Genomic DNA, 26,283 nt, shown 5'->3' on the forward strand with positions numbered 1-26,283 from the left:
GCAGGATGCGGAGTCCGGAGGGGCCCATACGACAGTGAACCGGGACGAGAGCCATGCACCGAGACCAGAACACCGTGGGCCCGCTGGCCGGGTTCACCGTCGGTGTCACCGCCGCCCGCCGGGCCGATGAGCTCGGCGCCCTGCTGCGGCGGCGCGGCGCCGAGGTGATGCACGCGCCCGCACTGCGCATCGTGCCGCTCGCCGATGACTCCGAGCTGCTCACGGCCACCAAGCGGCTGCTCGACCAGGCCCCCGACGTGGTCGTGGCCACCACCGCCATCGGCTTCCGCGGCTGGGTCGAGGCCGCCGACGGCTGGGGTCTGGGCGAGGCGCTGCTGGACCGGTTGCGCGGCGTCCGGCTGCTGGCCCGCGGACCCAAGGTGCGCGGCGCCATCCGTGCCGCCGGGCTCACCGAGGAGTGGTCACCGGCCTCCGAGTCGATGGCCGAGGTGCTGGACCGGCTGCTGGAGGAGGGGGTCGACGGCCACCGGGTCGCGGTCCAGCTCCACGGTGAACCGCTGCCCGGTTTCGTGGAGTCGCTGCGCGCCGGGGGAGCGGAGGTGGTCGGGGTGCCGGTCTACCGCTGGATGCCGCCGGAGGACATCGCGCCGGTGGACCGGCTGCTGGACGCCACCGTCGCCCGCACCCTGGACGCGGTCACGTTCACCAGCGCCCCCGCCGCCGCGAGTCTGCTGGACCGGGCCGAACAGCGGGGTTTGCAGAGCGAGTTGCTCGACGCGCTGCGCCATGACGTACTGCCCGCGTGCGTCGGTCCGGTGACCGCCCTGCCGCTGGAGGCCCATGATGTGCCGACCAGCCAGCCCGAACGGTTCCGGCTCGGTCCGCTCGTCCAGCTCCTGTCCCAGGAACTCCCCGGCCGGGTGCGGCCGTTGCCGGTGGCCGGACGGCGGCTGGAGATCCGCGGCCACGCCGTGGTCGTGGACGGTGAACTGCGCGCCGTACCGCCCGCGGGGATGGCCCTGCTGCGCGCCCTGGCCCGCCGTCCGGGGTGGGTGGTCGCGCGCGCCGAACTGCTGCGCGCGCTGCCGGGGGCGGGGCGCGACGAGCACGCCGTGGAGACGGCGATGGCCCGGCTGCGGACCGCGCTGGGCGCCCCGAAGCTGATCCAGACCGTGGTCAAACGCGGCTACCGGCTGGCGCTGGACCCGGCCGCGGACACCAAGTACGGCGATGAGGCGGCCGGTTAGCTCAGGGCGAGTGAGCCGAAGGGGCGCGACCCTGTCGAAAGGGAGAGCGCGCGGAGGCCCCGAGGAACGAGGGGTCGAGCACGGTCGACCGTCGGCAGGGGCTTCAGCGCCCCGGAGGCGAACCGAGCCCCAAGTGCGCATGACGCAGGCCCCGGATGGGGGGACCGGGGCCTGCGGGGCGGAGATGGGGAGGGAGCCCTTCCTGGTGACCGGCACCCGCCCGGTGCCGGCTTCTCGGTCTCCAGTACGTGCCGAATACCCGGAAGCGTTCAGTCCGGAATTGCGGTGAACGTCACAGGAATCACGGTGAACGCCGTGCCATTCCCGCCCGTACCCCCCTCGACCCGGCGGCTTGCGTACGCAAAGATGCCCTCGTGACCGAGAGGACGACACCGGACGACGCGCTGATGCGCGCGCTCTACGCGGATCACGCGGGCCCGCTTCTCGCGTTCGTCCTGCGCTTGGTGGCGGGCGACCGCCACCGCGCGGAGGACGTGGTCCAGGAGACGCTGCTGCGGGCCTGGCGCAATGCGGACCAACTCCAGCGCGCGGGAGGGTCGGTGCGCCCCTGGCTGGTGACCGTGGCCCGCCGCATCGTCATCGACGGCCACCGCCAACGCCGCGCGCGCCCCCATGAGGTGGACGCCTCGCCCCTCGAGGTCATGCCCGCCGCGGACGACATCGACCGCGCCCTGCGCCAGATGACCCTCTCCGACGCCCTCGCCGATCTCACCGATGCGCACAGACAGGCGCTCGTCGAGACATACTTCAAGGGACGGACGGTGAGTGAGGCGGCCGAGGTGTTGCGCGTACCGCCGGGGACGGTGCGTTCCCGGGTCTTCTACGCGCTGCGCTCCCTGAAGCTCTCGCTCGAGGAAAGGGGGGTGACGGCATGATGCCGGCAGCGGACGACCAGCAGCACACCGCCGTCGGCGCCTACGCGCTCGGCGTGCTCGACCCCGCCGACGCGGCGCGCTTCGAGGAGCACCTCATCGGCTGCGACCGGTGCGCCGCCGAACTCGACGAGCTGATGGGCATCCCGCCGCTGCTGGCGGAGTTCGCCACCGCCCCCGACGGCCGGCCGATCCCGGATCCCGCCGGGCTCACCAGCGGCCCCGGGCCCGAGCTGCTCGACCGGCTGCTGGAGGACGTCACCGCCGGCCGCAAGGCGGCCGGCAGACGGCGGCTCTACCTCGTCGCCGCGGCCGCCGCCCTCATCGTCGGCGGCCCGCTCGCGGGTGCGGCCCTCACCTCCTCCTCCGGGGACGACGGCACGAAGCCGGTGGCCGGCGCGGCCAAGGAGATCTACGAGCAGGGTCAGCGGAAGTTCACCGCGGTCGACCCCGTCACCAAGGTGGACGCCTCCGTCTCCCTCGAACAGAAGGGCTGGGGCACCGCCGTCGCCCTGAAGCTGGGCAATGTGAAGGGCCCGCGCTCCTGCGACCTGGTCGCCGTCGGCAAGGACGGCCACGAGGAGACGGTGACCACCTGGGCCGTGCCCACCTCGGGCTACGGCGTCAAGGACGGCGACGGCTCGCGCTGGAGCAAGGAGCCGCTGTACGCCCAGGGCGGCGCGGCGATGAACCAGGAGGACATCGCCCGGTTCGAGATCCGCACCCTGGACGGCGAACGGCTGGCCAAGGTCGAGCTCTGAGGGTGCCCGGGGCGCCCTCCCCGGTCACCGCCGCGATCGGCGGTGACCGGTCCGACCTGCGGGCCCGACCCGCACGGGAGACGCCCGAGCCGGTGCAAAAGGGGTGTACGGTTGACGGCTGCCCTAGGGAGACAGAAGGGGGCTTGGGTGGCCGCGCAGAACGCCACGCATGACAGCCGCACGGCTCCGCCGCCGGGCGGCGGGGACGGGATCCGGGACCGCGAGATCCGGACCGAGCAGGCACATCTGGACCGGGTGTACCGGCGCCTCGAGGAGAAGATCCACGAGGCGGAGTTCCTCATGGACGACGCCGCCAAGCGCGGCCAGGTCGGCACGCCCGGCGCGCTCGCCGAGCGGGACGCCCAGGTGTTCCGTGCCGGGGTCCACCTCAACCGGCTGAACAGCGAGTTCGAGGACTTCCTCTTCGGCCGGATCGACCTGCTGCTCGGCAAGGACGGCGAACGCGGTCCGGACGGTGCCTACACCTCGGTGGAGCCCGCCGACGGCGCCATCCGCGCCGGGGAGGACGGCGACCGCGCGGAGATCGCCGAAACCCTGCACATCGGCCGGATAGGGGTGCTGGACGCCGACTACGCCCCGCTGGTGATCGACTGGCGGGCACCCGCAGCCGCGCCGTTCTACCGCTCCACCCCGGTCGCCCCCGGCCGGGTGGTCCGCCGCCGGGTCATCCGCAGCAAGGGCCGCCGGGTGCTCGGCGTCGAGGACGACCTGCTGCGCCCGGAGCTGACCGCGACCCTCGACGGCGGCGCGCTGCCGGTGGTCGGGGACGGGGCGCTGATGGCCGCGCTGGGCCAGGCCCGCGGCCACACCATGCGCGACATCGTCGCCTCCATCCAGGCCGAACAGGACATGGTGATCCGGGCCCCCGCCGCCTCCGTCACCGAGGTCGAGGGCGGCCCCGGCACCGGCAAGACCGCCGTCGCGCTGCACCGCGCCGCCTACCTGCTCTACCAGGACCGGCGCCGCTACGCGGGCGGCATCCTGGTGGTCAGCCCCACCCCGCTGCTGGTCGCCTATACCGAGGGCGTGCTGCCCTCGCTGGGCGAGGAGGGCCAGGTCGCCATCCGCGCGGTCGGCTCCCTGGTGGACGGCGCCGAGGCCACCACCTACGACGATCCGGCCGTGGCCCGGATCAAGGGCTCCTCACGGATGCAGAAGGTGCTGCGCAGGGCCGCCCGCGGCGCCCTGGAGATGCCCCGCGGGGGCAGACCCGGTGCGGGCCGCGGGGAGAGACCCGGCCGCCCGCCCGAGCGGCTGCGGGTGGTCGCCTTCGGCGCCCGTGTGGAGCTGGAGGCCGATGAGCTGCGCCGGATCCGCCAGCACGCGCTGGGCGGCACCGCCCCGGTCAACCTGCTGCGCCCCCGTGCCCGCCGGCTGCTGCTGGACGCGCTGTGGACGCGCTCCGGCGCCCAGCGGCGCTACACCGACCCCGAGCTGGCCGCCGAGGCCCGGGAGGGGTTCGACGAGGACATCTCCACCGAGGACGTCTTCCAGGACTTCCTGGACGCCTGGTGGCCCGAGCTGACCCCGCGCTCGGTGCTCGCCGCGATGGCCGACGAGAAGCGGCTCGGACGCTGGTCCCGCCGGGTGCTCAACCCGCGCGAGACCCGGCTGGTGGCCCGCTCCCTCACCCGCCTGGGCGAGGACGGCCAGGGTCCGCTGTCCGTCCACGACGTGGCGCTGCTGGACGAGCTCCAGATGGTGCTGGGCGCCCCCGCGCGCCCCGCCGCGCCCCGGGAGGCCGATCCGCTGGACCACCTCACCGGACTGGACGAGCTGACCACCCACGCCGACCGGACCGCGCAGCGCCGCGGCCGCGCCGACCGGCTGGAGCGCGAACGGACCGACTACGCCCACGTCATCGTGGACGAGGCACAGGATCTGACGCCCATGCAGTGGCGGATGGTGGGCCGGCGCGGCCGGCACGCCACGTGGACGGTGGTCGGCGACCCCGCGCAGAGCTCCTGGTCCGATCCGGAGGAGGCGGGGGCCGCACGGGACGAGGCGCTGGGCACCCGGCCGCGCCGCCGCTTCACCCTGACCGTCAACTACCGCAATCCGGCGGAGATCGCGGACCTGGCCGCCCGGGTGCTGGCGCTCGCCATGCCCGGCACCCCGTCGCCCGAGGCGGTCCGCTCCACCGGTGTCGCACCGCGGTTCGCGGCGGGGGAGAACGGCGGCTTGGGCGCGGCGGCGCGCGCGGAGGCGGTGCGGCTGCTGGAGGAGGTCGACGGCACCGTCGGCGTCGTCGTGGCGATGAACCGGCGTGAGCAGGCGCGCGGATGGCTGGAGGGCCTCGGCGACCGGGTGGTGGCACTGGGCAGTCTGGAGGCCAAGGGGCTTGAGTACGACGCGACGGTGGTGGTCTCCCCGGCGGAGATCGCCGATGAGTCCCCGGCGGGTCTGCGGGTGCTCTACGTGGCGCTGACCCGGGCCACCCAGCGGCTGACGGTGGTGTCGGGGGAGCGGGACGAGCCGGATCCGCAGGGCGTCCCGGACCTGCTGCGGGACTGACGCGGCCGGTGCCGGCGGGCGCCGTCCGGAGGGTGACGACAGCCCCGGAAATCAACCCCCGAGGAGGGAATCGCTTCCGGGGATGGTTTGTTAGCCTTGCTGTGGCACCGGCTCGATCCAAGCCCCCGGGCCCAACCTTCGTCGCTTCGAGCGACCACTTGCCGCGAGGCGAGCATGGCGGGTCGGTGCCACCCTACGCATCGGAAGAGGTCCGTTTCCTGGGCGGTCTAGCCCAGGACGCGGACCTCTTCGGCCTGCGGGCCCTTGCGGCCCTGGACGATCTGGAACTCCACCCGCTGATCGTCGGCGAGGCTGCGGTAGCCGTTGCCGTCGATCGAGCTGTAGTGGACGAAGACGTCCGGCCCGCCGCCCTCCTGGGCGATGAATCCGTAGCCCTTCTCGGCGTTGAACCACTTGACCGTGCCCTGAGCCATGCCTGCGCTCCTCGCTGTCCTTCGACGCTGTGCGCGGCAGAGCCTAGGACGGCGCGGTCGGCGGACGGTCCGCCTCGCGGGGGGTTCGCGCGAAGGAGTGGGGCTTTCCACTCCGCTGACCCCACTCTCGTATGTCAGAACAATATGTCCGAAAGTCGGGCCGGGTTACCTGGTACCGGAAGGTAGGTGTAACCATCTGAGGATGCGGCCGCTTCCCCGTGGCCGTACACCTGAAACAAGGGAAAGCAGAGGAAGACGGCCATGGCAACGGCGCCCAGCGTCTCGTACTCGATGACGGTCCGGCTGGAGGTGCCCGCGAGCGGTACCGCGGTCAGCCAGCTGACCACGGCCGTGGAGTCCTCCGGTGGCTCCGTCACCGGCCTCGACGTGACCGCCTCCGGTCACGAGAAGCTCCGGATCGACGTCACCATCGCCGCGACCTCGACCGCCCACGCGGACGAGATCGTCGAGAAGCTGCGGGGCATCGACGGGGTCACCCTCGGCAAGGTCTCGGACCGTACGTTCCTGATGCACCTCGGCGGCAAGATCGAGATGTCGTCGAAACACCCGATCCGCAACCGTGACGACCTCTCCATGGTCTACACCCCCGGTGTCGCCCGGGTCTGCCAGGCGATCGCGGACAACCCCGAGGACGCCCGGCGGCTGACCATCAAGCGCAACAGCGTCGCGGTGGTCACCGACGGCTCCGCGGTGCTGGGCCTGGGCAATATCGGCCCCAAGGCCGCGCTGCCGGTCATGGAGGGCAAGGCGGCCCTGTTCAAGCGGTTCGCGGGCATCGACGCCTGGCCGCTCTGCCTGGACACCCAGAACACCGACGAGATCGTCGCGATCGTGAAGGCCATCGCCCCGGGTTTCGCCGGGATCAACCTGGAGGACATCTCCGCGCCCCGCTGCTTCGAGATCGAGGCCCGGCTGCGCGAGGCGCTGGACATCCCGGTCTTCCACGACGACCAGCACGGCACCGCCATCGTGGTGCTCGCGGCGCTGACCAACGCGCTGCGGGTGGTCGACAAGAAGATCGGCGACGTGCGGGTGGTGATGTCCGGCGCGGGCGCCGCGGGCACCGCGATCCTGCGACTGCTGATCGCCGCGGGCGTCAAGCACGCGGTCGTCGCGGACATCCACGGTGTGGTGCACGCCGGGCGCCAGGACCTGGTCTCCGCGGACCCGGAGTCCCCGCTGCGCTGGATCGCCGACAACACCAACCCCGAGGGCGTCACCGGCACCCTGTGCGAGGCGGTGCGGGAGGCCGACGTCTTCATCGGCGTCTCCGCCCCGAACGTGCTGGGCGGCGAGGACGTGGCCGCCATGGCCGATGACGCGATCGTGTTCGCGCTGGCCAACCCCGACCCCGAGGTGGAGCCGGCGATCGCCCGCCAGACCGCCGCCGTGGTCGCCACCGGCCGCTCGGACTTCCCCAACCAGATCAACAACGTACTGGTCTTCCCGGGTGTCTTCCGCGGGCTCCTGGATGCGCAGTCCCGTACCGTGAACACGGAAATGATGCTGGCGGCGGCCCGCGCGCTGGCGGATGTGGTCCACGACGAAGAGCTCAACGCGAACTACATCATCCCCAGCGTCTTCAACGACAAGGTGGCGGGCGCGGTCGCCGGAGCCGTGCGCGACGCGGCCAAGGCTGTGACCGGTACCACGGCGGTCTAGGCCGGGCACGGCGCGTCGCGTGCTGTGGGGTCCACGGCGCACCCATAGGGTGGCGGGCAGAAAAACGACCGCCCTGGCGCTTTTCGTGTGACTCTCCGGGGTTCCGGATTGGCTTTCCCGCCACAGGTGGGGGCAGGATGCGTTCCGGGCGCGAGGGTCTGAACAGCAGACCCGGGTCCGGGGACTGTCCGAGGGCCCTGGCAGCATCGGCTTCGATCTCACGCCTCATTGGCAAGATGAACACGGGAGTACAACATGAACCGCAGTGAGCTGGTGGCCGCTCTGTCCGAGCGCGCCGAGGTGACCCGCAAGGACGCCGACGCCGTTCTGGCCGCCCTCGCAGAGGTGACCGGCGAGATTGTCGCCAAGGGCGACGAGAAGGTCACCATCCCCGGCTTCCTGACCTTCGAGCGCACCCACCGTGCCGCTCGCACCGCGCGCAACCCGCAGACCGGCGAGCCGATCGAGATCCCGGCCGGCTACAGCGTGAAGGTGTCCGCGGGCTCCAAGCTCAAGGAAGCCGCCAAGGGCAAGTAAGCGTCCGTACGAAGGGGCGGCCACCCGTTGGGGTGGCCGCCCCTTCGCCGTGTTCCGGGGCCGCTGAACCGCCTTCTGGCGCCGTTCTCGCCCCGTTCACGCCGAGCGCCGGGCCGCGGGAGCGGCCCGGCGCGGGCTCAGGGGTCGGTCACGGGCGGATATGCCCGGAATGGTGCAGTCGGGTCAGACCGTGTCGCCGCCGCCCGGCAGCTCGACCTTGGCGCCCAGCTCCATCAGCTTCGCCATGAAGTTCTCGTAGCCGCGGTTGATCAGGTCGATGCCGTGCACCCGCGAGGTGCCCTGCGCGGCCAGCGCCGCGATCAGGTAGGAGAAGCCGCCGCGCAGGTCGGGGATGACCAGATCGGAGCCCTGGAGCCTGGTGGGGCCGGAGACGACCGCCGAATGGAGGAAGTTGCGCTGGCCGAAGCGGCAGGCGGAGCCGCCCAGGCACTCCCGGTAGAGCTGGATGTGCGCGCCCATCTGGTTCAGCGCCGAGGTGAATCCCAGCCGGGATTCGTAGACCGTCTCGTGCACGATGGACAGGCCCGACGCCTGCGTCAGGGCGACCACCAGCGGCTGCTGCCAGTCGGTCTGGAAACCGGGGTGGACATCGGTCTCCAGCGCGATGGCGTTGAGTTTGCCGCCGGGGTGCCAGAACCGTATGCCCTCGTCGCCGATGTCGAACGCGCCGCCGACCTTCCGGAAGGTGTTGAGGAAGGTCATCATCTCGCGCTGGCGGGCGCCGCGGACGAAGATGCTGCCCTCGGTCGCCAGCGCCGCGCTCGCCCAGGAGGCGGCCTCCAGCCGGTCCGGCAGGGCGCGGTGGTTGTAGCCGCCCAGTTTGTCGACACCGGTGATCCGGATGGTCCGGTCGGTGTCCATGGAGATGATGGCGCCCATCTTCTGCAGGACGCAGATGAGGTCCTCGATCTCCGGCTCGACGGCGGCGTTGGAGAGTTCCGTCACACCCTCGGCGAGCACCGCGGTCAGCAGCACCTGCTCGGTGGAGCCCACCGAGGGGTACGGCAGCCGGATCTTCGTGCCGCGCAGCCGGTGCGGGGCCTCCAGGTACTGGCCGTCGTCGCGCTTCTCGATGGTCGCGCCGAACTGGCGGAGCACGTCGAAGTGGAAGTCGATCGGACGGCCGCCGATGTCGCAGCCGCCGAGGCCGGGGATGAAGGCGTGGCCGAGGCGGTGCAGCAGCGGACCGCAGAAGAGGATCGGGATCCGCGACGAACCGGCGTGCGCGTCGATGTCGGCGACGTTGGCGCTCTCCACGTGCGTGGGGTCGAGCACCAGTTCGCCGGACTCCTCGCCGGGGCGCACGGTGACCCCGTGCAGCTGGAGCAGACCGCGGACCACCCGGACATCACGGATGTCGGGGACGTTGCGCAGCCGGCTCGGCGCACTGCCGAGGAGAGCGGCGACCATGGCCTTCGGCACGAGGTTCTTCGCGCCGCGGACACGGATCTCGCCCTCGAGCGGCGTACCGCCATGGACGAGCAGGACATCGTTCTCGCGGGTCATCTGGTCTCGCGTTCCTGTGACGGGCAAGGGGCCAAAAGGCAAGAGTAATGGCCGTCGAGACCCCCTCCGTAAGCCTCCTGCACCGGTCGTGACGTCATGAATCGGACGGAACACGTTCCGTTTCCGTCCGCGAGCCGACAGTCATGTGCGCCGCTCCTGCTGTCGTACGCCCCGACCTGCCCTCATACGGGAGTCGGATTCCACTCCCCGTCCGGGGCGGATTTGCGGGATCATGTGGCCATGACGGAGGTGTCCTCGCTCACAGGACGGCTGCTTGTCGCGACACCCGCGCTGGCCGACCCGAACTTCGACCGCGCGGTGGTGCTGCTCCTCGACCACGACGAGGAGGGCTCCCTCGGTGTGGTGCTGAACCGTCCCACCCCGGTGGGGGTCGGCGACATCCTGGAGTCCTGGGCCTCGCTGGCCGGGGAGCCCGGGGTGGTCTTCCAGGGCGGTCCGGTGTCGCTGGACTCCGCGCTGGGCGTGGCCGTGGTGCCGGGCGAGAGCGGCCGGGAGTCGGCGCACAGCGAGGACGGACCACTCGGGTGGCGCAGAGTGCACGGGGCGATCGGACTGGTCGACCTGGAGGCGCCGCCGGAGCTGCTGGCGGCTGCCGTGGGCAGTCTGCGGATCTTCGCGGGGTACGCGGGCTGGGGGCCGGGCCAGCTCGAGGACGAGCTGTCCGACGGCGCCTGGTACGTGGTGGAGTCCGAGCCCGGGGACGTCTCCTCACCGGCTCCGGAGCGGCTGTGGCGGGCGGTGCTGCGGCGCCAGCGCAGCGAGCTGGCGATGGTCGCCACCTATCCGGACGACCCCTCGCTGAACTAGTCCGGTGAACTGGGCGGGCCCGGGGCGGTCCTGGGCCGGTCACCGGCCGGAACGTGGCCGGTCGCACATCCGCCGCACCGTGCGGGCATGAGTACCCTAGGGCTGTATGAGCACTCTTGAGCCCGAGCGCGGGGCAGGCACGGGGACCCTCGTTGAGCCGACACCGCAGGTGTCGCACGGTGACGGCGACCACGAGCGCTATGCCCACTATGTGCAGAAAGACAAGATCATGGAGAGCGCGCTCTCCGGATCTCCGGTGGTCGCACTCTGCGGCAAGGTCTGGGTCCCGGGACGGGACCCGAAGAAGTACCCGGTGTGCCCGATGTGCAAGGAGATCTTCGAGGGCATGGGCTCCGGCGGAGACGACAAGGGCAAGGACGGCGGCAAGGGCGGCGGCAAGAAGTAGCCCCCCGGCGCCCTAGGGCCCGCCCCCGCTTCACGGCCCCGCGTCCCCGTTTCGGATTCCGGTTGCGTTCCGCTTCGCCTTCCGCGCGGGTGGTCCGGGAGCGCCGCCCGCACCGGCCGGTGACGGTTGACGCGTTCCCGGCGTCACGGCCGTGCCCGACCACTAGTGTCGCTCCCATGAGCGGGCGTGCGGAGAGCGGATCGGTGTCGCGCGCGGTCTGTCTGGTGTTCGGGGCGCGGGAACTCGACGAGTCCGACGCGCCCGACACGGAAGCCGCGGGCACCTACTGCCAGTTCGAGAAGGACTGGGACGCCCAGCTTGCGCGCTGTGCGCGGCTGGCGGAGGAGCGCGGCTACGCGTCCGCGGGCAGTTGTGTGGTCTCGGCGTCGCAGCCGGCCCTGCCGCGCCTCCTGGACTGGGCGGACGACCCGGGGTGCGAGATCGTCCTCGTCGCGAGCGCCCGTCTCCTGGCGCGGATCGAGCGCTCCTGGCCGGACTGGACCGAGGTGACGGACCGTCTGAAGAGGTCCGGCGCACGGGTCGAGGCGGTTCCGTATCCCGAACCGACCTACCCCGGCGAAGAGTTGCAGAAGCGGTAGCGGCAAACTTCCTGTGTCACGGAGTGGTTGAGACCTCTTGTCGCGGGCACCCAACGTTCCTTAGCCTCACGCATATTGTGCTGAGCGAAATGCGCGTTGCGTTATGTGCAACGCCCTGCTGCTAAGGGTGTCCATGAAGCTGTCCAAGCCCCCCATGCTCTCCCGACGTGTCACCGCTCCCGCGGCGGCGCTGGTCCTCGCGGGGCTGACCGCCACCGCCTGTGCGCCCTCCACGTCCGACAACAGTTCCAAGAACGACGAGAAGACCGGCACCATGCGGGTCTGGCTCTTCCGCGAGGTCAACAACAAGCCGAAAGAAGACGTGGTCGATGCCGCCGTCGCCGACTTCAAAAAGGAACATGACGACGTAAAGGTCGATGTCAGCTACATTCCCGTCAACACCCGGGCACAGAAGATCAAGGCGGCCTTCAACGACCCCAAGAGCGCTCCCGACCTGATCGAGTACGGCAACACGGACACCGCCGGGTATGTGAAGGACGGCGGACTGCTCGACATCAGCAAGGAGTTCGGGGCCTGGGACGAGGCCATGAACACCGACCCGACCACGGAGTACTCGGTCACCATCGGCGGCAAGGTGTACGGTGCGCCGCTCTTCGTCGGGGTGCGGGCGCTCTATTACCGCAAGGACGTCTTCAAGGACCTCGGCCTCAAGCCGCCGGCCACCCAGGACGAGCTGATTTCGACCGCCAAGAAGATCCGTTCCAAGCGTCCGAATATGTACGGTCTCGCGGTGGGTGGCGCCTCCACCTATGCCGCGATGCCGTTTATCTGGGCCAACGGCGGCGATATCGCGACGGAAAAGGGCAAGTTCGGCTCCAACGAGTACGACGCGGCCATCGACAGCGCGGATGCCAAAAAGGGCATCAAGGCGTACAGCTCGCTCTTCGGGAACGACAACTGCCCGGCCGCCAAGTGCGCCCAGTGGGGCGGCAACGACACCGTCCAGGCGTTCGCCTCGGGCAAGGCGGCCATGGCGATCGCCGGTGACTTCAACCATCAGGCCATCGAGGCGGGCAAGGCCAAGGGCAAGTACGCGGTCGTCCCGCTGCCGGGTGTGAAGAAGGGCCAGGTGGCCCCCGCGTTCGCAGGTGGGAACAATCTGGGCATCCTCAAGAGCACCAGCCACCGCACCCTCTCGGTCGAGCTGCTGAAGGTCCTGGCGGGCAAGAAGACCCAGACGAAGCTGTTCGGCGCGATGGGCTTCCTGCCCACGTTCACCGATGTCCGGGGCGCCGTCGCGCAGCAGGACCCGTTCGTCAAGCCGTTCGTCAAGACCCTCTCGGACAGCGCCAAGTTCGTCCCGGCCCACCCCGGATGGGCGGCGATCGACGCCCAGCTTGTGCTGCCCACCATGTTCCAGCAGGTCGTCAGCGGCCGGAAGAGCGTCGATGACGCCGCCTCCGACGCGGCGAAGAAAATGGACGAGGCATTCGCACAGTGAGTCCCGGCACCACCACCAAGCACGGCAGGCCGCGCGCGGCCGCGCCCGCCCACCGGCGCGGGCCGGGCGGGGGAGGAGCCACGGGAGCCAGGCGGCGGAGGGCCTGGACTCCCTGGTTCTACCTCGCCCCGGCCCTCGTCGTCCTGGCCGGGCTGCTCGTCTACCCGATCTACCAGCTCGGGCTGATCTCCTTCCTGGAGTACACCCAGGCCCAGGTCAGCGGTGGCGAGCCCACCACCTTCCAGGGCTTCGCCAACTACTCCCAGCTCTTCGGCGACAGCCAGTTCTGGGAGGTCACCACCGCCACCCTGGTCTTCGCCGCCGTGTGCGTGGTCTCCACCCTCGCGGTGGGCTGCGCGCTGGCGGTGCTGCTGACCCGGGTGCGCGCCCTGCCGCGGCTGGCGCTGATGCTGGCCGCGCTGGGCGCCTGGGCCACCCCTGGCATCACCGGCTCCACCGTCTGGGTCTTCCTCTTCGACCCCGACTACGGACCGGTGAACAAGGCCCTGGTGTGGCTCGGGCTCTCCGGGTTCGAGGACTACTCCTGGACCTACGACCGCTACAGCGCCTTCGCGCTGGTGCTGCTCGAAGTGGTCTGGTGCTCGTTCCCGTTCGTCATGGTCACCGTCTACGCGGGCATCAAGGCCATCCCGGAGGAGGTGCTGGAGGCCGCCTCCCTCGACGGCGCCTCCCACTGGCGGACCTGGCGTTCGGTCATGGCCCCCATGCTCCGGCCGATCCTGATCGTCGTCACCATCCAGTCGATCATCTGGGACTTCAAGATCTTCACCCAGATCTATGTGATGACCGACGGCGGCGGGATCGCCGGGCAGAACCTCACGCTCAACGTGTACGCGTACCAGAAGGCGTTCGCGTCCTCGCAGTACAGCCTGGGCTCGGCGATCGGCGTGGTGATGCTGCTGATCCTGCTGGTGGTCACCCTGGTCTATCTGCGGCTGCTGCGACGTCAGGGAGAAGAACTGTGAGCCGTTCCCGCGCCCGGCTGCGGGTGCGCCGCCCCTGGCGGCTGCTGGCCGAGGCCACCGCGCTGCTGGTGGCCGCCGTGGTCGCCTTCCCGCTCTACTGGATGGTGCTGTCCGCCTTCAAACCCGAGGGCGAGATCCAGTCCACCCACCCCCGCCCCTGGACCACCTCGCCCTCGCTGGACTCCTTCCGGCGCGTCTTCCAGCAGGAGGACTTCGGGCGCTACTTCCTCAACAGCCTGTTCGTGGCGGTCGTGGTGGTGGTCGCCTCCGCGCTGATCGCCTTCCTCGCCGCGACCGCGGTCACCCGGTTCCGCTTCCGGTTCCGCACCACCTTGCTGATCATGTTCCTGGTGGCCCAGATGGTGCCGATCGAGGCCCTGACCATCCCCATGTTCTTCCTGATGCGGGACCTGGGGGAGTCGGTGCCGGGCATCGGGCTCAACACCCTGGGCTCGCTGATCGTGCCGCATATCGCCTTCTCGCTGCCGTTCGCCATCTGGATGCTGCGCGGCTTCGTCAAGGCGGTGCCCGAATCGCTGGAGGAGGCGGCCCACCTCGACGGCGCCAGCCGGTCCCGCTTCCTGTGGCAGATCCTCTTCCCCCTGGTCTTTCCCGGACTGGTCGCGACGAGCGTCTTCTCCTTCATCTCCGCCTGGAACGACTTCCTCTTCGCCAAGTCGTTCATCATCAGCGCGACCGAGAACTCCACGCTCCCGATGGCGCTGCTGGTCTTCTTCAAGGACGAGGGCAACGACTGGGGAGGGATCATGGCCGGGTCCACCGTCATGACCCTCCCCGTGCTGGTCTTCTTCGTACTCGTACAGCGCCGACTGGTCTCCGGGCTGGGCGGCGCCGTGAAGGACTAAGGACTAAGGACACACATCCATGCCCGGACCCGCCGGTCCCCACCCCGCCCCGACCCCCGCCCACGGTCTGATCCCGGCCCCGCGGACGAGCTGGGCCACCCGGCCCGGCGGCGGGGCGGGGTACGTACTCGACGAGCACACCCGGATCGAGGCCCGTCCCGGCACCGAGCGGGTGGCCCGCTGGCTGCGCGCCACCGTCGGCGCGGCCACCGGCCTCCCGCTGGCGCCGCACCACCCCGCGGAGGGCGACGGCGGGCAGGTCGTCCTGCGCCTGGACCCCGACCTGGAGCGGCGGCTCGGCGCCGAGGGCCACCGCGTCGTGGTGGACGGCCGGGGAGCCGTCATCGAGGGCGGCAGCGAGACCGGAGTCTTCTGGGGCGCCCAGACCTTCCGTCAGCTCCTGGGCCCGGAGGTCTTCCGCCGGGCGCCCGTCGACCCCGCCCGGCGCCAGTGGCGGCTGCCCGCCCTCGGCGTCGAGGACGCGCCCCGCTTCGGCTGGCGCGGTCTGATGCTGGACGTGGCACGGCACTTCCTGCCCAAGGACGGGGTCTTCGCCTATATCGACCTGCTCGCCGCGCACAAGCTCAACGTGCTGCATCTGCACCTCACCGACGACCAGGGCTGGCGACTGGAGATCCGCCGCTATCCGAAGCTCACCGAGGTCGGCGGCTGGCGTCCGCGCACCAAACTGGGCCACCGCGCCTCCCCGCTGTGGGACCCGCGCCCGCACGGCGGTCACTACACCCAGGACGACATCCGCGAGATCGTGGCCTACGCCGCCGAGCGGCACATCACCGTGGTCCCCGAGATCGACATCCCCGGGCACTCGGGCGCCGCCATCGCCGCCTATCCGGAGCTGGGCAACTCCGACGTCGTCGACACCTCCTCGCTCGGTGTGCTCACCACCTGGCGCACCAATCCGAACGTACTCTCCCCCACCGACCACACGCTCCGGTTCTACGAGAACGTGCTGGAGGAGGTGCTCGAACTGTTTCCCGGCACCTTCGTGCACCTCGGCGGCGACGAATGCCCCAAGGACCAGTGGAAGGCGTCCCCGGCCGCCCAGGCGCGTATCCGCGACCTCGGCCTGGCGGACGAGGACGAGCTCCAGAGCTGGTTCATCCGGCACTTCGGGCTCTGGCTCCGGGAGCGCGGCCGTCGGCTGATCGGCTGGGACGAGATCCTGGAGGGCGGCACCGCGCGCAGCGGCGGACTCGCGCCCGGCGCCGCGGTGGCCTCCTGGCGCGGCTACGCGGGCGGTATCGCCGCGGCCCGCGCCGGTCACGACGTGGTCATGTGCCCCGAACAACAGGTCTACTTCGACCACCGGCAGGCGGCGGGCGACGACGAGCCGGCGCCCATCGGCTACGTCCGCACCCTGGAGGACGTCTACCGCTTCGAGCCGGTTCCCCCACAGCTCGGCGAGGACGAGAGGGACCGGGTGCTGGGCGCCCAGGCGAATGTCTGGACCGAGGTGATGGAGGACCGCCGCCGCGTCGACTACCAGACCTTTCCCCGCCTCGCCGCCTTCGCCGAGGTCGTCTGGTCCGCCCTCCCGCAGCCGTCCGAGCGGGACTTCACGGAGTTCACCGGACGGATGACGGAGCACTACGCGCGGCTGGACGCCCTGGGCGTGAGCTACCGGCCGCCCAGCGGCCCCCACCCCTGGCAGCGGCGCCCCGGCATCCTCGGACGTCCGCTCGACGGAGCGCCCCCGATCGTGTGAGCCGTCCGCAAGCGGCGCACTCCGGCGCCCCGCCCCTGCCACCGTGGACCCCGCACACGCCCAAGTCGTACAAGGGTCCCTGAAACGTGGCAATCCACACCGGCCGGAGACATCGCCATAAACCCGTACCATCCCCCAGGTCAGGGACGGATCCACGGATCACGGACCCTCGTGACGGCGGACTCCGAAGATGTGCCAGAGTTGCCACGTCCGGGCTGTCAGCACGTACCGTACGGCGCAACAGCCGGGACACCGGGGAAGGGGCAGCTGGGTTGACCACGCACGCACCGCAGGCGGCGCACACGGTGACGTTGCCGGGCTCGCTCGATGAGGCCGTGGCGGCACTGACCGCCATGCCTGCCGCCGTGCCCGTCGCGGGCGGCACCGATCTGATGGCCGCGGTCAACTCCGGCCTGCTGCGGCCCGCCGGACTGGTCGGCCTCGGCCGGATCAGCGAGATCCGCGGCTGGCGCTATCTGGACGGACACGCCCTGCTCGGCGCCGGACTCACCCACGCCCGGATGGGCCGCCCCGACTTCGCCGCGCTGATCCCGGCGCTGGCCGCGGCCGCGCGGGCCGCCGGACCACCGCAGATCCGCAACGCGGGCACCCTCGGCGGCAACATCGTCAGCGCCGCCCCCACCGGCGACGCGCTGCCGGTGCTGGCCGCCCTGGAGGCCACCGTCATCATCGCCGGGCCCGAGGGCTCCCGCCGCGAGATCCCGGTGAGCCATCTGCTGGCCGGGGTCGAGATGCTGCACCCCGGTGAACTCGTCGGATTCGTCCGGGTTCCGCTGCTGCACGCCCCGCAGACCTTCCTCAAGGCCACCGGCCGCACCGGCCCCGGGCGGGCCACCGCCTCGGTCGCCGTCGTCCTCGACCCCGCCCGGCGCGGAGTGCGCTGCGCGGTCGGGGCGGTCGCGCCGATGCCGCTGCGCCCGCTGGAGGCCGAGCGCTGGGTCGCCTCGCTGATCGACTGGGACGGTGAGCGCGGCCCTCTGGACCCGCAGGTCACCACGGCCTTCGGTGAGTACGTCGCCGCCGCGTGCATCCCCGACCCGGCACCGGCGGAGGACGGTGGCGAGCAGGTCACCCTGCCGCCCGCCGCACTGCACTTGAGGCGTACGGTGGCAGCCCTGGCCCGCCGAGCACTGGGGAGGGCACTCGCGTGAGTGACGAACAGCAGCCGCACCGGCCGGAACCGGGGAGCGGCTGGCAGCCGATGCCGCACGGCTCCGACTGGGACGCCGACTCGACGGCGTTCGTGCAGCTTCCGCCCGACTACGCCTTCCCGGACCCGGCCGACCCCTCCGGCGGCTGGGACCCGCTCGCCGCGCCCGGCACGGGCTACACCCCGCCGCCGCTGCCCGGCGGCCATGGCGGACACGACGGCCACGGCGCGCCCTCGCAGGGCGACCAGTGGCAGCCCGCGCCCGGCCACGGCCCCGGCGGCCACGACCCGGGCGCCACCGGGCAGTGGACGATGCCCGCCGACGTCCGCGCCGACACCGACGGCTACGGCTACGGCGGCCACCCCGCCCCGTACGGCACCCACCACGCGAACCAGTGGCCGGCCCCCGCCGAGGACCCGCACACCCCGCAGACCGGTCACTGGCCGGTGCAGGGCGCGGAGCCGGTGGACGACTGGCCGGTGCCCGCCTCCTCCGACGACGGCACCGGCGCGCCGGTGCACACCAGCCAGTGGACGATCCCGGTCGCGGGCGACGAGGTGGACGAGACCGGTGAGTACCGGGTCGACGACCACCCCGGCCCGGCCGCCCCGCCGTACGGCGGCGCCCCGGGCGGTCCCCGCGATCAGCAGACCACCGCCGAGTGGCGGATGCCGTTCGCCGACGCCGGGCCCGGACCGCGGCCGGACCACCGGACCGGCCAGTGGCCCTCCCCGGCTGCCACCGAGAGCACCGGGCACACCGAGAACACCGACGAGTCCGGCGAGTACGCGGCCGAGGGCCGTGCCGCGGCCGCGCCGCGCCCGGCCCCCGCCCGCCGTCCGCTGCGGATGCCCGGCACCGGGGACCGCGTGGCGGACGACACCGCGGCCGACCAGGCCGCCGAGCGGACCTGGCACGGCTCCGCCGGGGACTCCGGCGAGTTCCCGGCCGGGGGCGCCCACACCGGTCTGCGCACCCCGCCCCACGGCAGCCCCGTGCCCGGCGCACCGGTCGACGACTGGCCCGTGCCCGGTGACTCCGGCGCGTACCCGGCGGCCCCCGAGCACGGCGGCCGCAGCACCCCGCCGCACGGCAGCCCGGCCCCCGGCCTTCCGCAGCAGCGCGGCCGGCAGGGCGAGTTCACCGGGGAGACGCACGCCAGGGACAGCCACGGCCGGGACGCCCTCGGCCACGCCCCGCACCCGGCCCCCGAGGACGGGACCGAGGCTCCCGCCGGTGACGCCGCCCCGCACCCCGGGACCGGGGCCGACGGCGCCGGGGACCAGGAACAGGGCGCGGCCGGGGACGAGTTCACCGAGGCCCAGGAGGCGCCCGGGACGGCCGCGTCCGACGAGGACCCGGCCGACACCCCGGCGGACGCCCCCGAGGCCGCTGACGCCCCCGCCGAGCCCCTTCCGGCCGGCGCCCCGTCCGACCCGGAGTCCGGTGACCCGGAGCGGGACGCCCCGGGGTCGGACGCGGACGACACCGCCGCGGCGGCGGACGGCGAGCCGGACCCGCTCCACAGCGAGCACCCGCAGGCGTCGTACGTCCTCCACGTCAACGGCGCGGACCGCCCGGTGACCGACTCCTGGATCGGTGAGTCCCTGCTCTACGTGCTGCGCGAGCGGCTCGGCCTCGCCGGGGCCAAGGACGGCTGCTCCCAGGGCGAGTGCGGGGCCTGCTCGGTTCAGGTGGACGGCCGTCTGGTCGCCTCCTGCCTGGTGCCCGCCGCCACCGCCGCGGGCTCCGAGGTCCGCACCGTCGAGGGGCTGTCCGTGGACGGTCGGCCCTCCGACGTCCAGCGCGCCCTGGCCGAATGCGGCGCCGTGCAGTGCGGGTTCTGCGTACCCGGTCTCGCGATGACCGTGCACGACCTGCTGGAGGGCAACCACGCCCCCACCGACCAGGAGACCCGCCAGGCCATCTGCGGCAACCTCTGCCGCTGCTCCGGCTACCGCCCGGTCGTCGACGCCGTGCGCGAGGTCGTCGCCGCCCGCGAGGCGGCCGACGAGGCCGCGGCCGAGGACGCCGGGGACGGGGCCACCGCCCAGGACGGGGCCCGCATCCCGCACCAGTCCGGTCCGCACGGGCCCGGCGGCGACGGCAGCGCGAACGGAACCGGCAGCGGCAGCGGAAGGGCATCATGACCGGAATCGCGGACGGCGCCGGAGCCGTCACCGCAACCCCCGCCGCCGGTACCCCCGTCCAGCCCCCGCCGCCCTCCATGGGCCTGGGGATCTCGCTGCCCGCGCATGACGCGGTGGCCAAGACCTCGGGCACCTTCCCGTACGCGGCCGACCTGTGGGCCGAGGGGCTGCTGTGGGCCGCCGTGCTGCGCTCACCGCATCCGCACGCCCGCATCGTCTCCATCGACACCGCCCAGGCCGCCCGGATGCCCGGTGTCCACGCGGTGGTCACCCACACCGACGTGCCCGGTGACGCCGCCCACGGCCGCCGGGTCGCCGACCGTCCGGTCTTCGCCAAGGACGTCGTCCGCCACCACGGCGAGCCGATCGCCGCCGTCGCCGCCGACCACCCCGACACCGCCCGGCTCGCCGCCGCCGCCATCGCCGTCGAGTACGAGGTGCTGGACCCGGTCACCGATCCCGAGCAGGCGTTCGCCGCCGAACCGCTGCACCCCGACGGCAATCTGGTCCGCCACATCCCGCTGAGCTTCGGCGACCCCGATGTCGTCGGCGAGGTGATCGTGGAGGGCCTGTACCGGATCGGCCGCCAGGACCCGGCCCCCATCGGCGCCGAGGCGGGCCTCGCCGTACCGCGCCCCGACGGCGGTGTGGAGATCTACACCGCCTCCACCGATCCGCACGCCGACCGCGACCTGGCCGCCGCCTGCTTCGGCCTTGAGCCCGAGCGCGTCAAGGTCGTCGTCACCGGGGTGCCCGGTGCGATGGGCGAGCGCGAGGACCCCGGGATGCAACTGCCGCTCGGGCTGCTCGCGCTGCGCACCGGCCACCCCGTCAAACTCGCCGCCACCCGCGAGGAGTCCTTCCTCGGCCACCCCCACCGCCACCCCACCCTGCTGCGCTACCGCCACCACGCGGACGCCGAGGGCAGGCTGGTGAAGATCGAGGCCCAGATCCTGCTGGACGCGGGCGCCTACGCGGACTCCTCCGCCGATTCGCTCGCCGCCGCCGTCTCCTTCGCCTGCGGCCCCTACGTCGTCCCGCACGCCTTCATCGAGGGCTGGGCGGTGCGCACCAACAACCCGCCCTCCGGCCATGTCCGCGGCGAGGGCGCCATGCAGGTGTGCGCCGCGTACGAGGGCCAGATGGACAAGCTGGCCGCCAAGCTGGGCATCGACCCCGCCGAGCTCCGCCTGCGCAACGCCATGACCACCGGCGATCTGCTGCCGACCGGACAGACCGTCACCTGTCCGGCTCCGGTCGCCGAACTGCTGGAGGCCGTGCGGGAGGCCCCGCTGCCGCCGCTCCCCGCGGACGAACCCGAGGAGGAGTGGCTGCTGCCCGGCGGCGCCGAGGGCGCGGGCGACCCGTCCGCCGTCCGCCGCGGTGTCGGCTACGCGCTGGGCATGGTCCATATGCTCGGCGCCGAGGGCACCGACGAGGTCTCCACCGCCACCGTCAAGGTCACCGGTCCCGTCGCCACCGTCATCTGCGCGGCCGTCGAGACCGGCCAGGGCTTCACCACCCTGGCCCGTCAGATCGTGCAGGACGTCCTCGGTATCGAGGAGGTCCACGTGGCCCCCGTCGACACCGACCAACCCCCGGCCGGACCCGCCTCGCGCGGCCGTCACACCTGGGTCTCGGGCGGTGCCGTCGAACGCGCCGCCAAGATGGTCCGCACCCAGCTCCTCCAGCCGCTGGCCCATAAGTTCGGCATGTCCACCGAGCTGCTGACCATCGCCGACGGCAAGATCACCTCCTATGACGGGGTGCTCAGCACCACCGTCGAGGAGGCCCTGGAGGGCAAGGAGCTCTGGGCCACCGCCCAGTGCCGCCCCCATCCAACCGAACCCCTGGACGAGACGGGCCAGGGCGACGCCTTCGTCGGCCTCGCCTACTGCGCGGTGCGCTGCGTCGTCGACGTGGACATCGAGATCGGCGCCGTCCGCGTCGTCGACATGACCGTCGCCCAGGACGTCGGCCGGGTGCTCAACCCCCGTCAGCTCCGCGCCCGGATCGAGTCCGGGATCACCTTCGGCATCGGCACGGCCCTCACCGAGAACCTCCGCACCTCCCGGGGTGTGGTCCGGCACCCGGACCTCACCGGCTACGCCCTGCCGACCGCCCTGGACGTCCCGGAGATCCGGATCGTCAAACTGGTCGAGGAGCGCGATGTGGTGGCCCCCTTCGGGGCCAAGGCCGCCAGCGCGATCCCCATCGTCACCTCCCCGGCCGCCGTCGCCGCCGCCGTCCGCGCCGCCACCGGCCGCCCGGTCAACCGGCTGCCCATCCGCCCGCAGTCCGCGGTGGTCAACCGGGGCTGACGCCGCCTCAGGGCACGAAGAGGGGGCCGGCGGATACCGGGTGACGTGGCGGCGCTGTGTGCTACCGCCGGCTTCGCCGTGTGGCCGGTGACAGGGTCATCGGGTACTGCCGAGAAGCGCTGAATAGGCGCCCTCCGCTGCCCGCCCGGCAACAGTGCCGGGTGGTGTGTGCGAGAAGAAGGTGTCGGTCGTGCCGGTGTGGAGTATGGACCCCTTGTTCAGAACGGTGACGTGATCGGCGTCCTCAGCCAGATCTGCGACATCGTGGGTGGACATCAGCACGCGGATATCAGGGGTGAGCGTATTGAGGAGATCGCGGAACACACGCCGTTGATGGGGATCCATGCCGGCGGTCGGCTCATCGAGAAGCAGAATCCGAGCACCGTGCACGAGGGACGCGGCGACGCCGACGCGGCGAAGCTGCCCTCCTGAGAGGCGGGAGGTCCTGGTCTGGGCCTCTCCGGCGAGTTCAACACGGGCCAGCGAACGACGGGCCTCCCGCCATGCGTCAGCACGGCTCATGCCTTTCAACCACCCCACGTACGCGACATATTCACGTGCGGTCAGAGAGGGCATGGGCGTAATGGTCTGCGGCATCCACGCGACTGCGCTGCGATACGTCTTCGTCAGGGACGGAACCCCGTCCAGGCGCACAGAACCCTTACTGGGGCGGGTGACTCCGGCCGCTAGTCTGAGAAGGGTCGACTTTCCCGCGCCATTTGGTCCCAGGAGGATGGTCAGTCCGGCGGGGAGTTGGTAGTCGAAATCCTTCAGAATCGGTGCTTGCCAACGTCGATATGCATAGGTGCAGGAGTCCAGCTCCAAGGTCATGCCAGTTTCCTCGATGTGTGGAGTTGGGCAATCAGGCCGATGGTGAACATCACGCCCGAGCCGAGCGCGGCATGAACCGCGTCCACGGGCTCGGGAATGATGGTCCAGGGGCGAGGGTCGTTGGGCGTGCGAAAGCCTACGAAAAGCACAGCCATGATCCATGCGAACGGAGCCATCACCGCAGGTGGGCCTGCCCATCTGCGTGCGACCAGCATGAGACCGGTAAGAAACACGGTGTTGCGTCCGATGGCGAGAGGCTCGGGAGAGGTCGTAAGAACTGCCGAGGCGAGGCTCAGGGCCATGGCCGCTGTCACGAAGGTGACCGTCAACCCTATGTCCAGCAGGGTCACACGACGTTGTGCGGCATGCTCCGGCGCCTCCAGCCTGGACTCAAGGCACATCATGAGGCCGGAAGCCAGGCACACCGGAATGAAGAGGGAGGCCCTGACCTGGACAGCGCCTCCGGAGGAGAATGCCGGGAGGAAGGTGGTGAGATTGTGGAGCATCGCCACCAGAACGGCGAATGCGGCCAGTGTCGGAGGAAGGACCCAATGGACCCGGCGTGCTTTGACCCACCATCTCATGTGCGCTTCCCGCAAGCGGTGGTAACGCTCTGCCTGTACCACGTTGCTTGGTTTTTCTTGGGCATGGCCAGTACCTTGTCCACTTCCTTGCGGACTGCCGCTACCCGTGCCGGTGAACTGTCGAAATCTTCCTGCCTCGCCGCAATTTCGCGTTGATACTCTTCTTCTTCGCCCGTCACCTTGGCGGCCCATAGTTTCACGGCACGGGCAGTGGCGGGATCCGGTCGGGAACAGGGGAACCCGACTACGGCTTTCAGAGTGCGGTAGCGAACATTGCCGTCTCGTGCCCCGAGAGAGAGCTGCACGCGCCAGACCGAACGACTCGACGGTCTATAGGAACGGCCGTCCGTGAGTCGATCTGTGACAGTGGCGGGCGATGCCTTGAGGCCCACTTGGCGCAAGTCGCCGAGAACAGCGATTACGTCCTTCCGTACGGTCTCGATATTGCTTGCCGTAGCTTCGGGCATACAGACTCGTGGAGCCTTCCCTTCGCATCGCATCGGTGCATTTCCTGCGGTCACCGGGGTGTTCGCGTCCCACCCCGTGACCACACTGCGGCCACCAATGACTCCAACCGCGGCGAGAGTGCAGGCAAGTGTCGCCTTCAAGAGCGAAGACCGTAGCGGGAGCCATAGGGCGGCGAACCCCAACGCGGTGCCTCCGGTGAAGAGCAGAGGAGGCACAAGAGAGGAGACCGGAATGAGTTCGCCGAAATCTACGGACTCGATGAGTTGCCCGGAAACGTGACGCATCCAGTAGGAAGTGGTCGTCACGGAGAATGCGACCAGGTAGAACACGAGTGCAGCAAGTGTCGGGGCCGCGAAAAGCTGAGGAACCCAGAACCCCACACCAAACCCGATGACGAGGTGCGCTGCACACAATGTCATGCCCATAAAGAGCGGGTAGAGGCTTCCTGAGGTGGGTGTGACACCAGTTTCGACCAATGCCAATGTGACTGGCAGGAGCAGCATGACCCACGAAACGGCCAACACGGGAAGAAGTGCGTTGGCTGCGATTCGATACCGTGATCGGACCGGGCTCAGATCCCATATCCCGACCTTGCGTAGACGCCCGCTCTCCCAGGCAGCCAAACCGGAGGCAGCAGCATAGGCAAACGCATATGTGGGGCCCAGCGCCTGTGAGGTGATGGTGGGTGCATATCCGAAATTTTCCCCGTCGGGCGCGCCCCCGCCGACAAAGTAATAGAACAAGGTCAAGGCGATGACAACCGGGGCAGCCCACATGGCACTGCTGCTGCGCAACGATGTGAAGATCTTCAAGGGGGGTCCTGGTGATTGGATATGGGAAGGGGTGCTCAGGCATGAGCACCCCTCAGTCAGTCCGCCCGCGCTCTAGTCGCCCGCAGTGGTATCGACTTTCACGCTGTCCACATCGAGCGAAGGGGCATCCACGGTGTCGTCGTCGACTTCGAGGATGCTGAAGTAATAATTCCCTCCGTCCAAATTGTGCCATTCGCCATGGCTGGTGGAATCTCCGTCACGGTTACTGAAGCAATCAGTGAAGCGCTTTGTGTCGAATCCTGGGTCGGGCCGAAAGTCACGAGACTGCCACAGTCTTATCGTGGTGCTCTTCGAGTGGCGACTTGTTGAGCAGTCCTTGAAAATTACCTGCGTGTAGTCCCTGTCGTCCCATCGGTGAGACTCGAAACCAGGACGCGCGTTTTTTATGTGACCTCCCCAGTTGGCAAATGCGGAAGGAGTGACAATGAGCGTTAATGCTGAGGAAATTCCAAGGACCGTTGCTATTCGTCGAGCCGTGGACATGGTGATATCCCTTGAAGAAAGGAATGGCAGTGGTCAACCTGGCGGGTCGCGCTGTGACGCTGCGCATGAGCCAGTAGTGCGAAATAGCATTGATTACGGCGAGCAACCGGACAAGTCGTACAGAGCGCCAGATGCAGGGTCATCGTAGCAAGTCATTGGTCAAGTCGGCTGTCGCAGGCGAATGGTGATGGTGTGCCACATGCTTTTCTGCCATCCCTCTCCGGTGGCCCTCTCTGCTCCGTGCCTCACGAAGGGATGCTCACTTCCCCACGGCACGCAGAAGGGCCCGCACCCCCGAGGGGTGCGGGCCCTTCGTTCCGCTGGTGCGCGTGGTGTCAGGCGCGCACGCCCAGGGAGGACGAACACCGGCTGCCCGAGGAGCTGGTCATGCACAGCTTGATGGAGAGCCGCTTGCCCTCGGCGACGTTCTTGGTCCGCTGGACGCGGTCGCCGGACCCGCTGGGGCTGATCTTGATGCCCACGGACGCCTCACCGCGCGCGCCGAGGCCGTCACCCATGAAGTCGGAGACGTACAGGGTGTCGCCCTGGGGGTACATGGTGCCGCCCGGGTCGGCCTGCCAGTGGGCCTCGGCGACGATGTTCCCGTTCCGGTCCTTGGCCCAGACGGTGCCGTCGCCGCCGATGTCGGCGCGGGAGCCGAAGGAGACGTTGGGAGCCGCCGCGGCCGAGGCGACCGGCCGGTGGTGGTCAGGGGTGACCGGCGCGTGGTTGTCGGCGAAGGCGGGCGAGGTGAACAGGGCCGTGAAGACGGCCGCGGCGCCCGCCGCGGCGGCGGTACGGGCGAGGATGGATGCCATGGTGGTATTCCCCCGTTTCAGTCATGAAATGTACGACTCCACTGTGCCGTTGCGCCGCCGAAGCGTCGTTAGCGCTGAGCCCACAGCCGACTTGGCAATGCGTTCACACACCGGGCGTTCATGAGGTTTGTGCGAGATAGGTAACAGAGGGATCCCAACCCGCCGAGTTTCC

22 protein-coding genes are annotated in these 26,283 nt (G+C 70.7%); 16 read left to right on the forward strand and 6 right to left on the reverse strand.

What is annotated here, in order from left to right; all coding sequences use genetic code 11:
• Positions 1-53: 53 nt before the first annotated feature.
• The 4 genes from NMK44_RS28310 to NMK44_RS28325 all read left to right on the forward strand — a co-directional run bounded on the left by NMK44_RS28310 (position 54) and on the right by NMK44_RS28325 (position 5,397).
• Positions 54-1,208, forward strand: coding sequence for a uroporphyrinogen-III synthase (locus NMK44_RS28310; protein WP_254748252.1), 1,155 nt, complete (start codon positions 54-56; stop codon positions 1,206-1,208).
• A gap of 374 nt (positions 1,209-1,582) precedes the next feature.
• A complete protein-coding gene (locus NMK44_RS28315) occupies positions 1,583-2,104 on the forward strand; it encodes a sigma-70 family RNA polymerase sigma factor (RefSeq protein ID WP_308358591.1) in 522 nt (173 codons plus the stop codon).
• Positions 2,101-2,862, forward strand: a complete 762-nt coding sequence (locus NMK44_RS28320) for an anti-sigma factor family protein (protein WP_254748254.1) — start codon at positions 2,101-2,103, stop codon at positions 2,860-2,862. Before NMK44_RS28315 ends, NMK44_RS28320 begins: the two co-directional genes overlap by 4 nt.
• Before the next feature lie 147 nt (positions 2,863-3,009).
• A complete protein-coding gene (locus NMK44_RS28325; RefSeq protein WP_254748256.1) occupies positions 3,010-5,397 on the forward strand; it encodes a HelD family protein in 2,388 nt (795 codons plus the stop codon).
• Positions 5,398-5,624: 227 nt separating this feature from the next.
• Here NMK44_RS28325 and NMK44_RS28330 read toward each other — a convergent pair whose 3' ends face one another.
• Positions 5,625-5,831 (reverse strand): cold-shock protein, encoded by a 207-nt coding sequence (locus NMK44_RS28330; RefSeq protein WP_254748258.1) that lies wholly within the window; start codon positions 5,829-5,831, stop codon positions 5,625-5,627.
• Positions 5,832-6,092: 261 nt separating this feature from the next.
• Between NMK44_RS28330 and NMK44_RS28335 the strand changes: the two genes are divergently transcribed.
• A complete protein-coding gene (locus NMK44_RS28335) occupies positions 6,093-7,514 on the forward strand; it encodes an NAD-dependent malic enzyme (RefSeq protein WP_254748260.1) in 1,422 nt (473 codons plus the stop codon).
• 255 nt (positions 7,515-7,769) lie between these two features.
• A complete protein-coding gene (locus tag NMK44_RS28340) occupies positions 7,770-8,051 on the forward strand; it encodes an HU family DNA-binding protein (protein WP_014179130.1) in 282 nt (93 codons plus the stop codon).
• A 183-nt stretch (positions 8,052-8,234) separates the two neighbouring features.
• Here NMK44_RS28340 and murA read toward each other — a convergent pair whose 3' ends face one another.
• Entirely contained in the window at positions 8,235-9,578 is a 1,344-nt protein-coding gene (gene murA / locus NMK44_RS28345; protein WP_254748262.1) for a UDP-N-acetylglucosamine 1-carboxyvinyltransferase, read from the reverse strand.
• A 240-nt stretch (positions 9,579-9,818) separates the two neighbouring features.
• Between murA and NMK44_RS28350 the strand changes: the two genes are divergently transcribed.
• The 10 genes from NMK44_RS28350 (at position 9,819) to NMK44_RS28395 (ending at position 22,094) form a co-directional block, all read left to right on the forward strand.
• The gene (locus NMK44_RS28350) at positions 9,819-10,406 is read left to right on the forward strand and encodes a YqgE/AlgH family protein (RefSeq protein ID WP_254748264.1); all 588 of its coding nucleotides are present in this window, start codon (positions 9,819-9,821) and stop codon (positions 10,404-10,406) included.
• A 106-nt stretch (positions 10,407-10,512) separates the two neighbouring features.
• Positions 10,513-10,812, forward strand: coding sequence for a DUF3039 domain-containing protein (locus NMK44_RS28355; RefSeq protein ID WP_254748266.1), 300 nt, complete (start codon positions 10,513-10,515; stop codon positions 10,810-10,812).
• 176 nt (positions 10,813-10,988) lie between these two features.
• Positions 10,989-11,411, forward strand: a complete 423-nt coding sequence (locus tag NMK44_RS28360) for a recombinase family protein (protein WP_254748268.1) — start codon at positions 10,989-10,991, stop codon at positions 11,409-11,411.
• Between the two features lie 133 nt (positions 11,412-11,544).
• On the forward strand, positions 11,545-12,873 hold the full coding sequence (locus NMK44_RS28365; protein ID WP_254748270.1) for an extracellular solute-binding protein: 1,329 nt from the start codon (positions 11,545-11,547) through the stop codon (positions 12,871-12,873).
• Positions 12,870-13,859, forward strand: a complete 990-nt coding sequence (locus NMK44_RS28370) for a carbohydrate ABC transporter permease (RefSeq protein WP_254748271.1) — start codon at positions 12,870-12,872, stop codon at positions 13,857-13,859. Before NMK44_RS28365 ends, NMK44_RS28370 begins: the two co-directional genes overlap by 4 nt.
• Positions 13,856-14,725, forward strand: a complete 870-nt coding sequence (locus NMK44_RS28375; protein ID WP_254748272.1) for a carbohydrate ABC transporter permease — start codon at positions 13,856-13,858, stop codon at positions 14,723-14,725. Before NMK44_RS28370 ends, NMK44_RS28375 begins: the two co-directional genes overlap by 4 nt.
• Positions 14,726-14,744: 19 nt before the next feature.
• Positions 14,745-16,451, forward strand: coding sequence for a beta-N-acetylhexosaminidase (locus NMK44_RS28380; protein ID WP_254748273.1), 1,707 nt, complete (start codon positions 14,745-14,747; stop codon positions 16,449-16,451).
• 272 nt (positions 16,452-16,723) lie between these two features.
• Positions 16,724-17,623 carry an FAD binding domain-containing protein gene (locus NMK44_RS28385; protein WP_254748274.1) on the forward strand — a complete coding sequence of 300 codons (900 nt, stop codon included), beginning with the start codon at positions 16,724-16,726 and terminating at the stop codon, positions 17,621-17,623.
• Positions 17,620-19,773 carry a 2Fe-2S iron-sulfur cluster-binding protein gene (locus NMK44_RS42150; RefSeq protein ID WP_308358593.1) on the forward strand — a complete coding sequence of 718 codons (2,154 nt, stop codon included), beginning with the start codon at positions 17,620-17,622 and terminating at the stop codon, positions 19,771-19,773. Before NMK44_RS28385 ends, NMK44_RS42150 begins: the two co-directional genes overlap by 4 nt.
• Entirely contained in the window at positions 19,770-22,094 is a 2,325-nt protein-coding gene (locus tag NMK44_RS28395; protein WP_254748275.1) for a xanthine dehydrogenase family protein molybdopterin-binding subunit, read from the forward strand. Before NMK44_RS42150 ends, NMK44_RS28395 begins: the two co-directional genes overlap by 4 nt.
• Positions 22,095-22,190: 96 nt before the next feature.
• Here NMK44_RS28395 and NMK44_RS28400 read toward each other — a convergent pair whose 3' ends face one another.
• From NMK44_RS28400 to NMK44_RS28415, 4 genes are all read right to left on the reverse strand, one after another.
• The gene (locus tag NMK44_RS28400; protein ID WP_254748276.1) at positions 22,191-22,925 is read right to left on the reverse strand and encodes an ATP-binding cassette domain-containing protein; all 735 of its coding nucleotides are present in this window, start codon (positions 22,923-22,925) and stop codon (positions 22,191-22,193) included.
• Positions 22,922-23,509 (reverse strand): hypothetical protein, encoded by a 588-nt coding sequence (locus tag NMK44_RS28405; RefSeq protein ID WP_254748277.1) that lies wholly within the window; start codon positions 23,507-23,509, stop codon positions 22,922-22,924. Before NMK44_RS28405 ends, NMK44_RS28400 begins: the two co-directional genes overlap by 4 nt.
• Positions 23,506-24,789 (reverse strand): DUF7224 domain-containing protein, encoded by a 1,284-nt coding sequence (locus NMK44_RS28410; protein WP_254748279.1) that lies wholly within the window; start codon positions 24,787-24,789, stop codon positions 23,506-23,508. The genes NMK44_RS28405 and NMK44_RS28410 overlap by 4 nt, the downstream gene beginning before the upstream one ends.
• 839 nt (positions 24,790-25,628) lie before the next feature.
• Positions 25,629-26,111, reverse strand: coding sequence for a hypothetical protein (locus NMK44_RS28415; protein ID WP_254748281.1), 483 nt, complete (start codon positions 26,109-26,111; stop codon positions 25,629-25,631).
• Positions 26,112-26,283 lie beyond the last annotated feature (172 nt).

The organism is Streptomyces cucumeris (genome assembly GCF_024295805.1).
Classification (GTDB): domain Bacteria; phylum Actinomycetota; class Actinomycetes; order Streptomycetales; family Streptomycetaceae; genus Streptomyces; species Streptomyces cucumeris.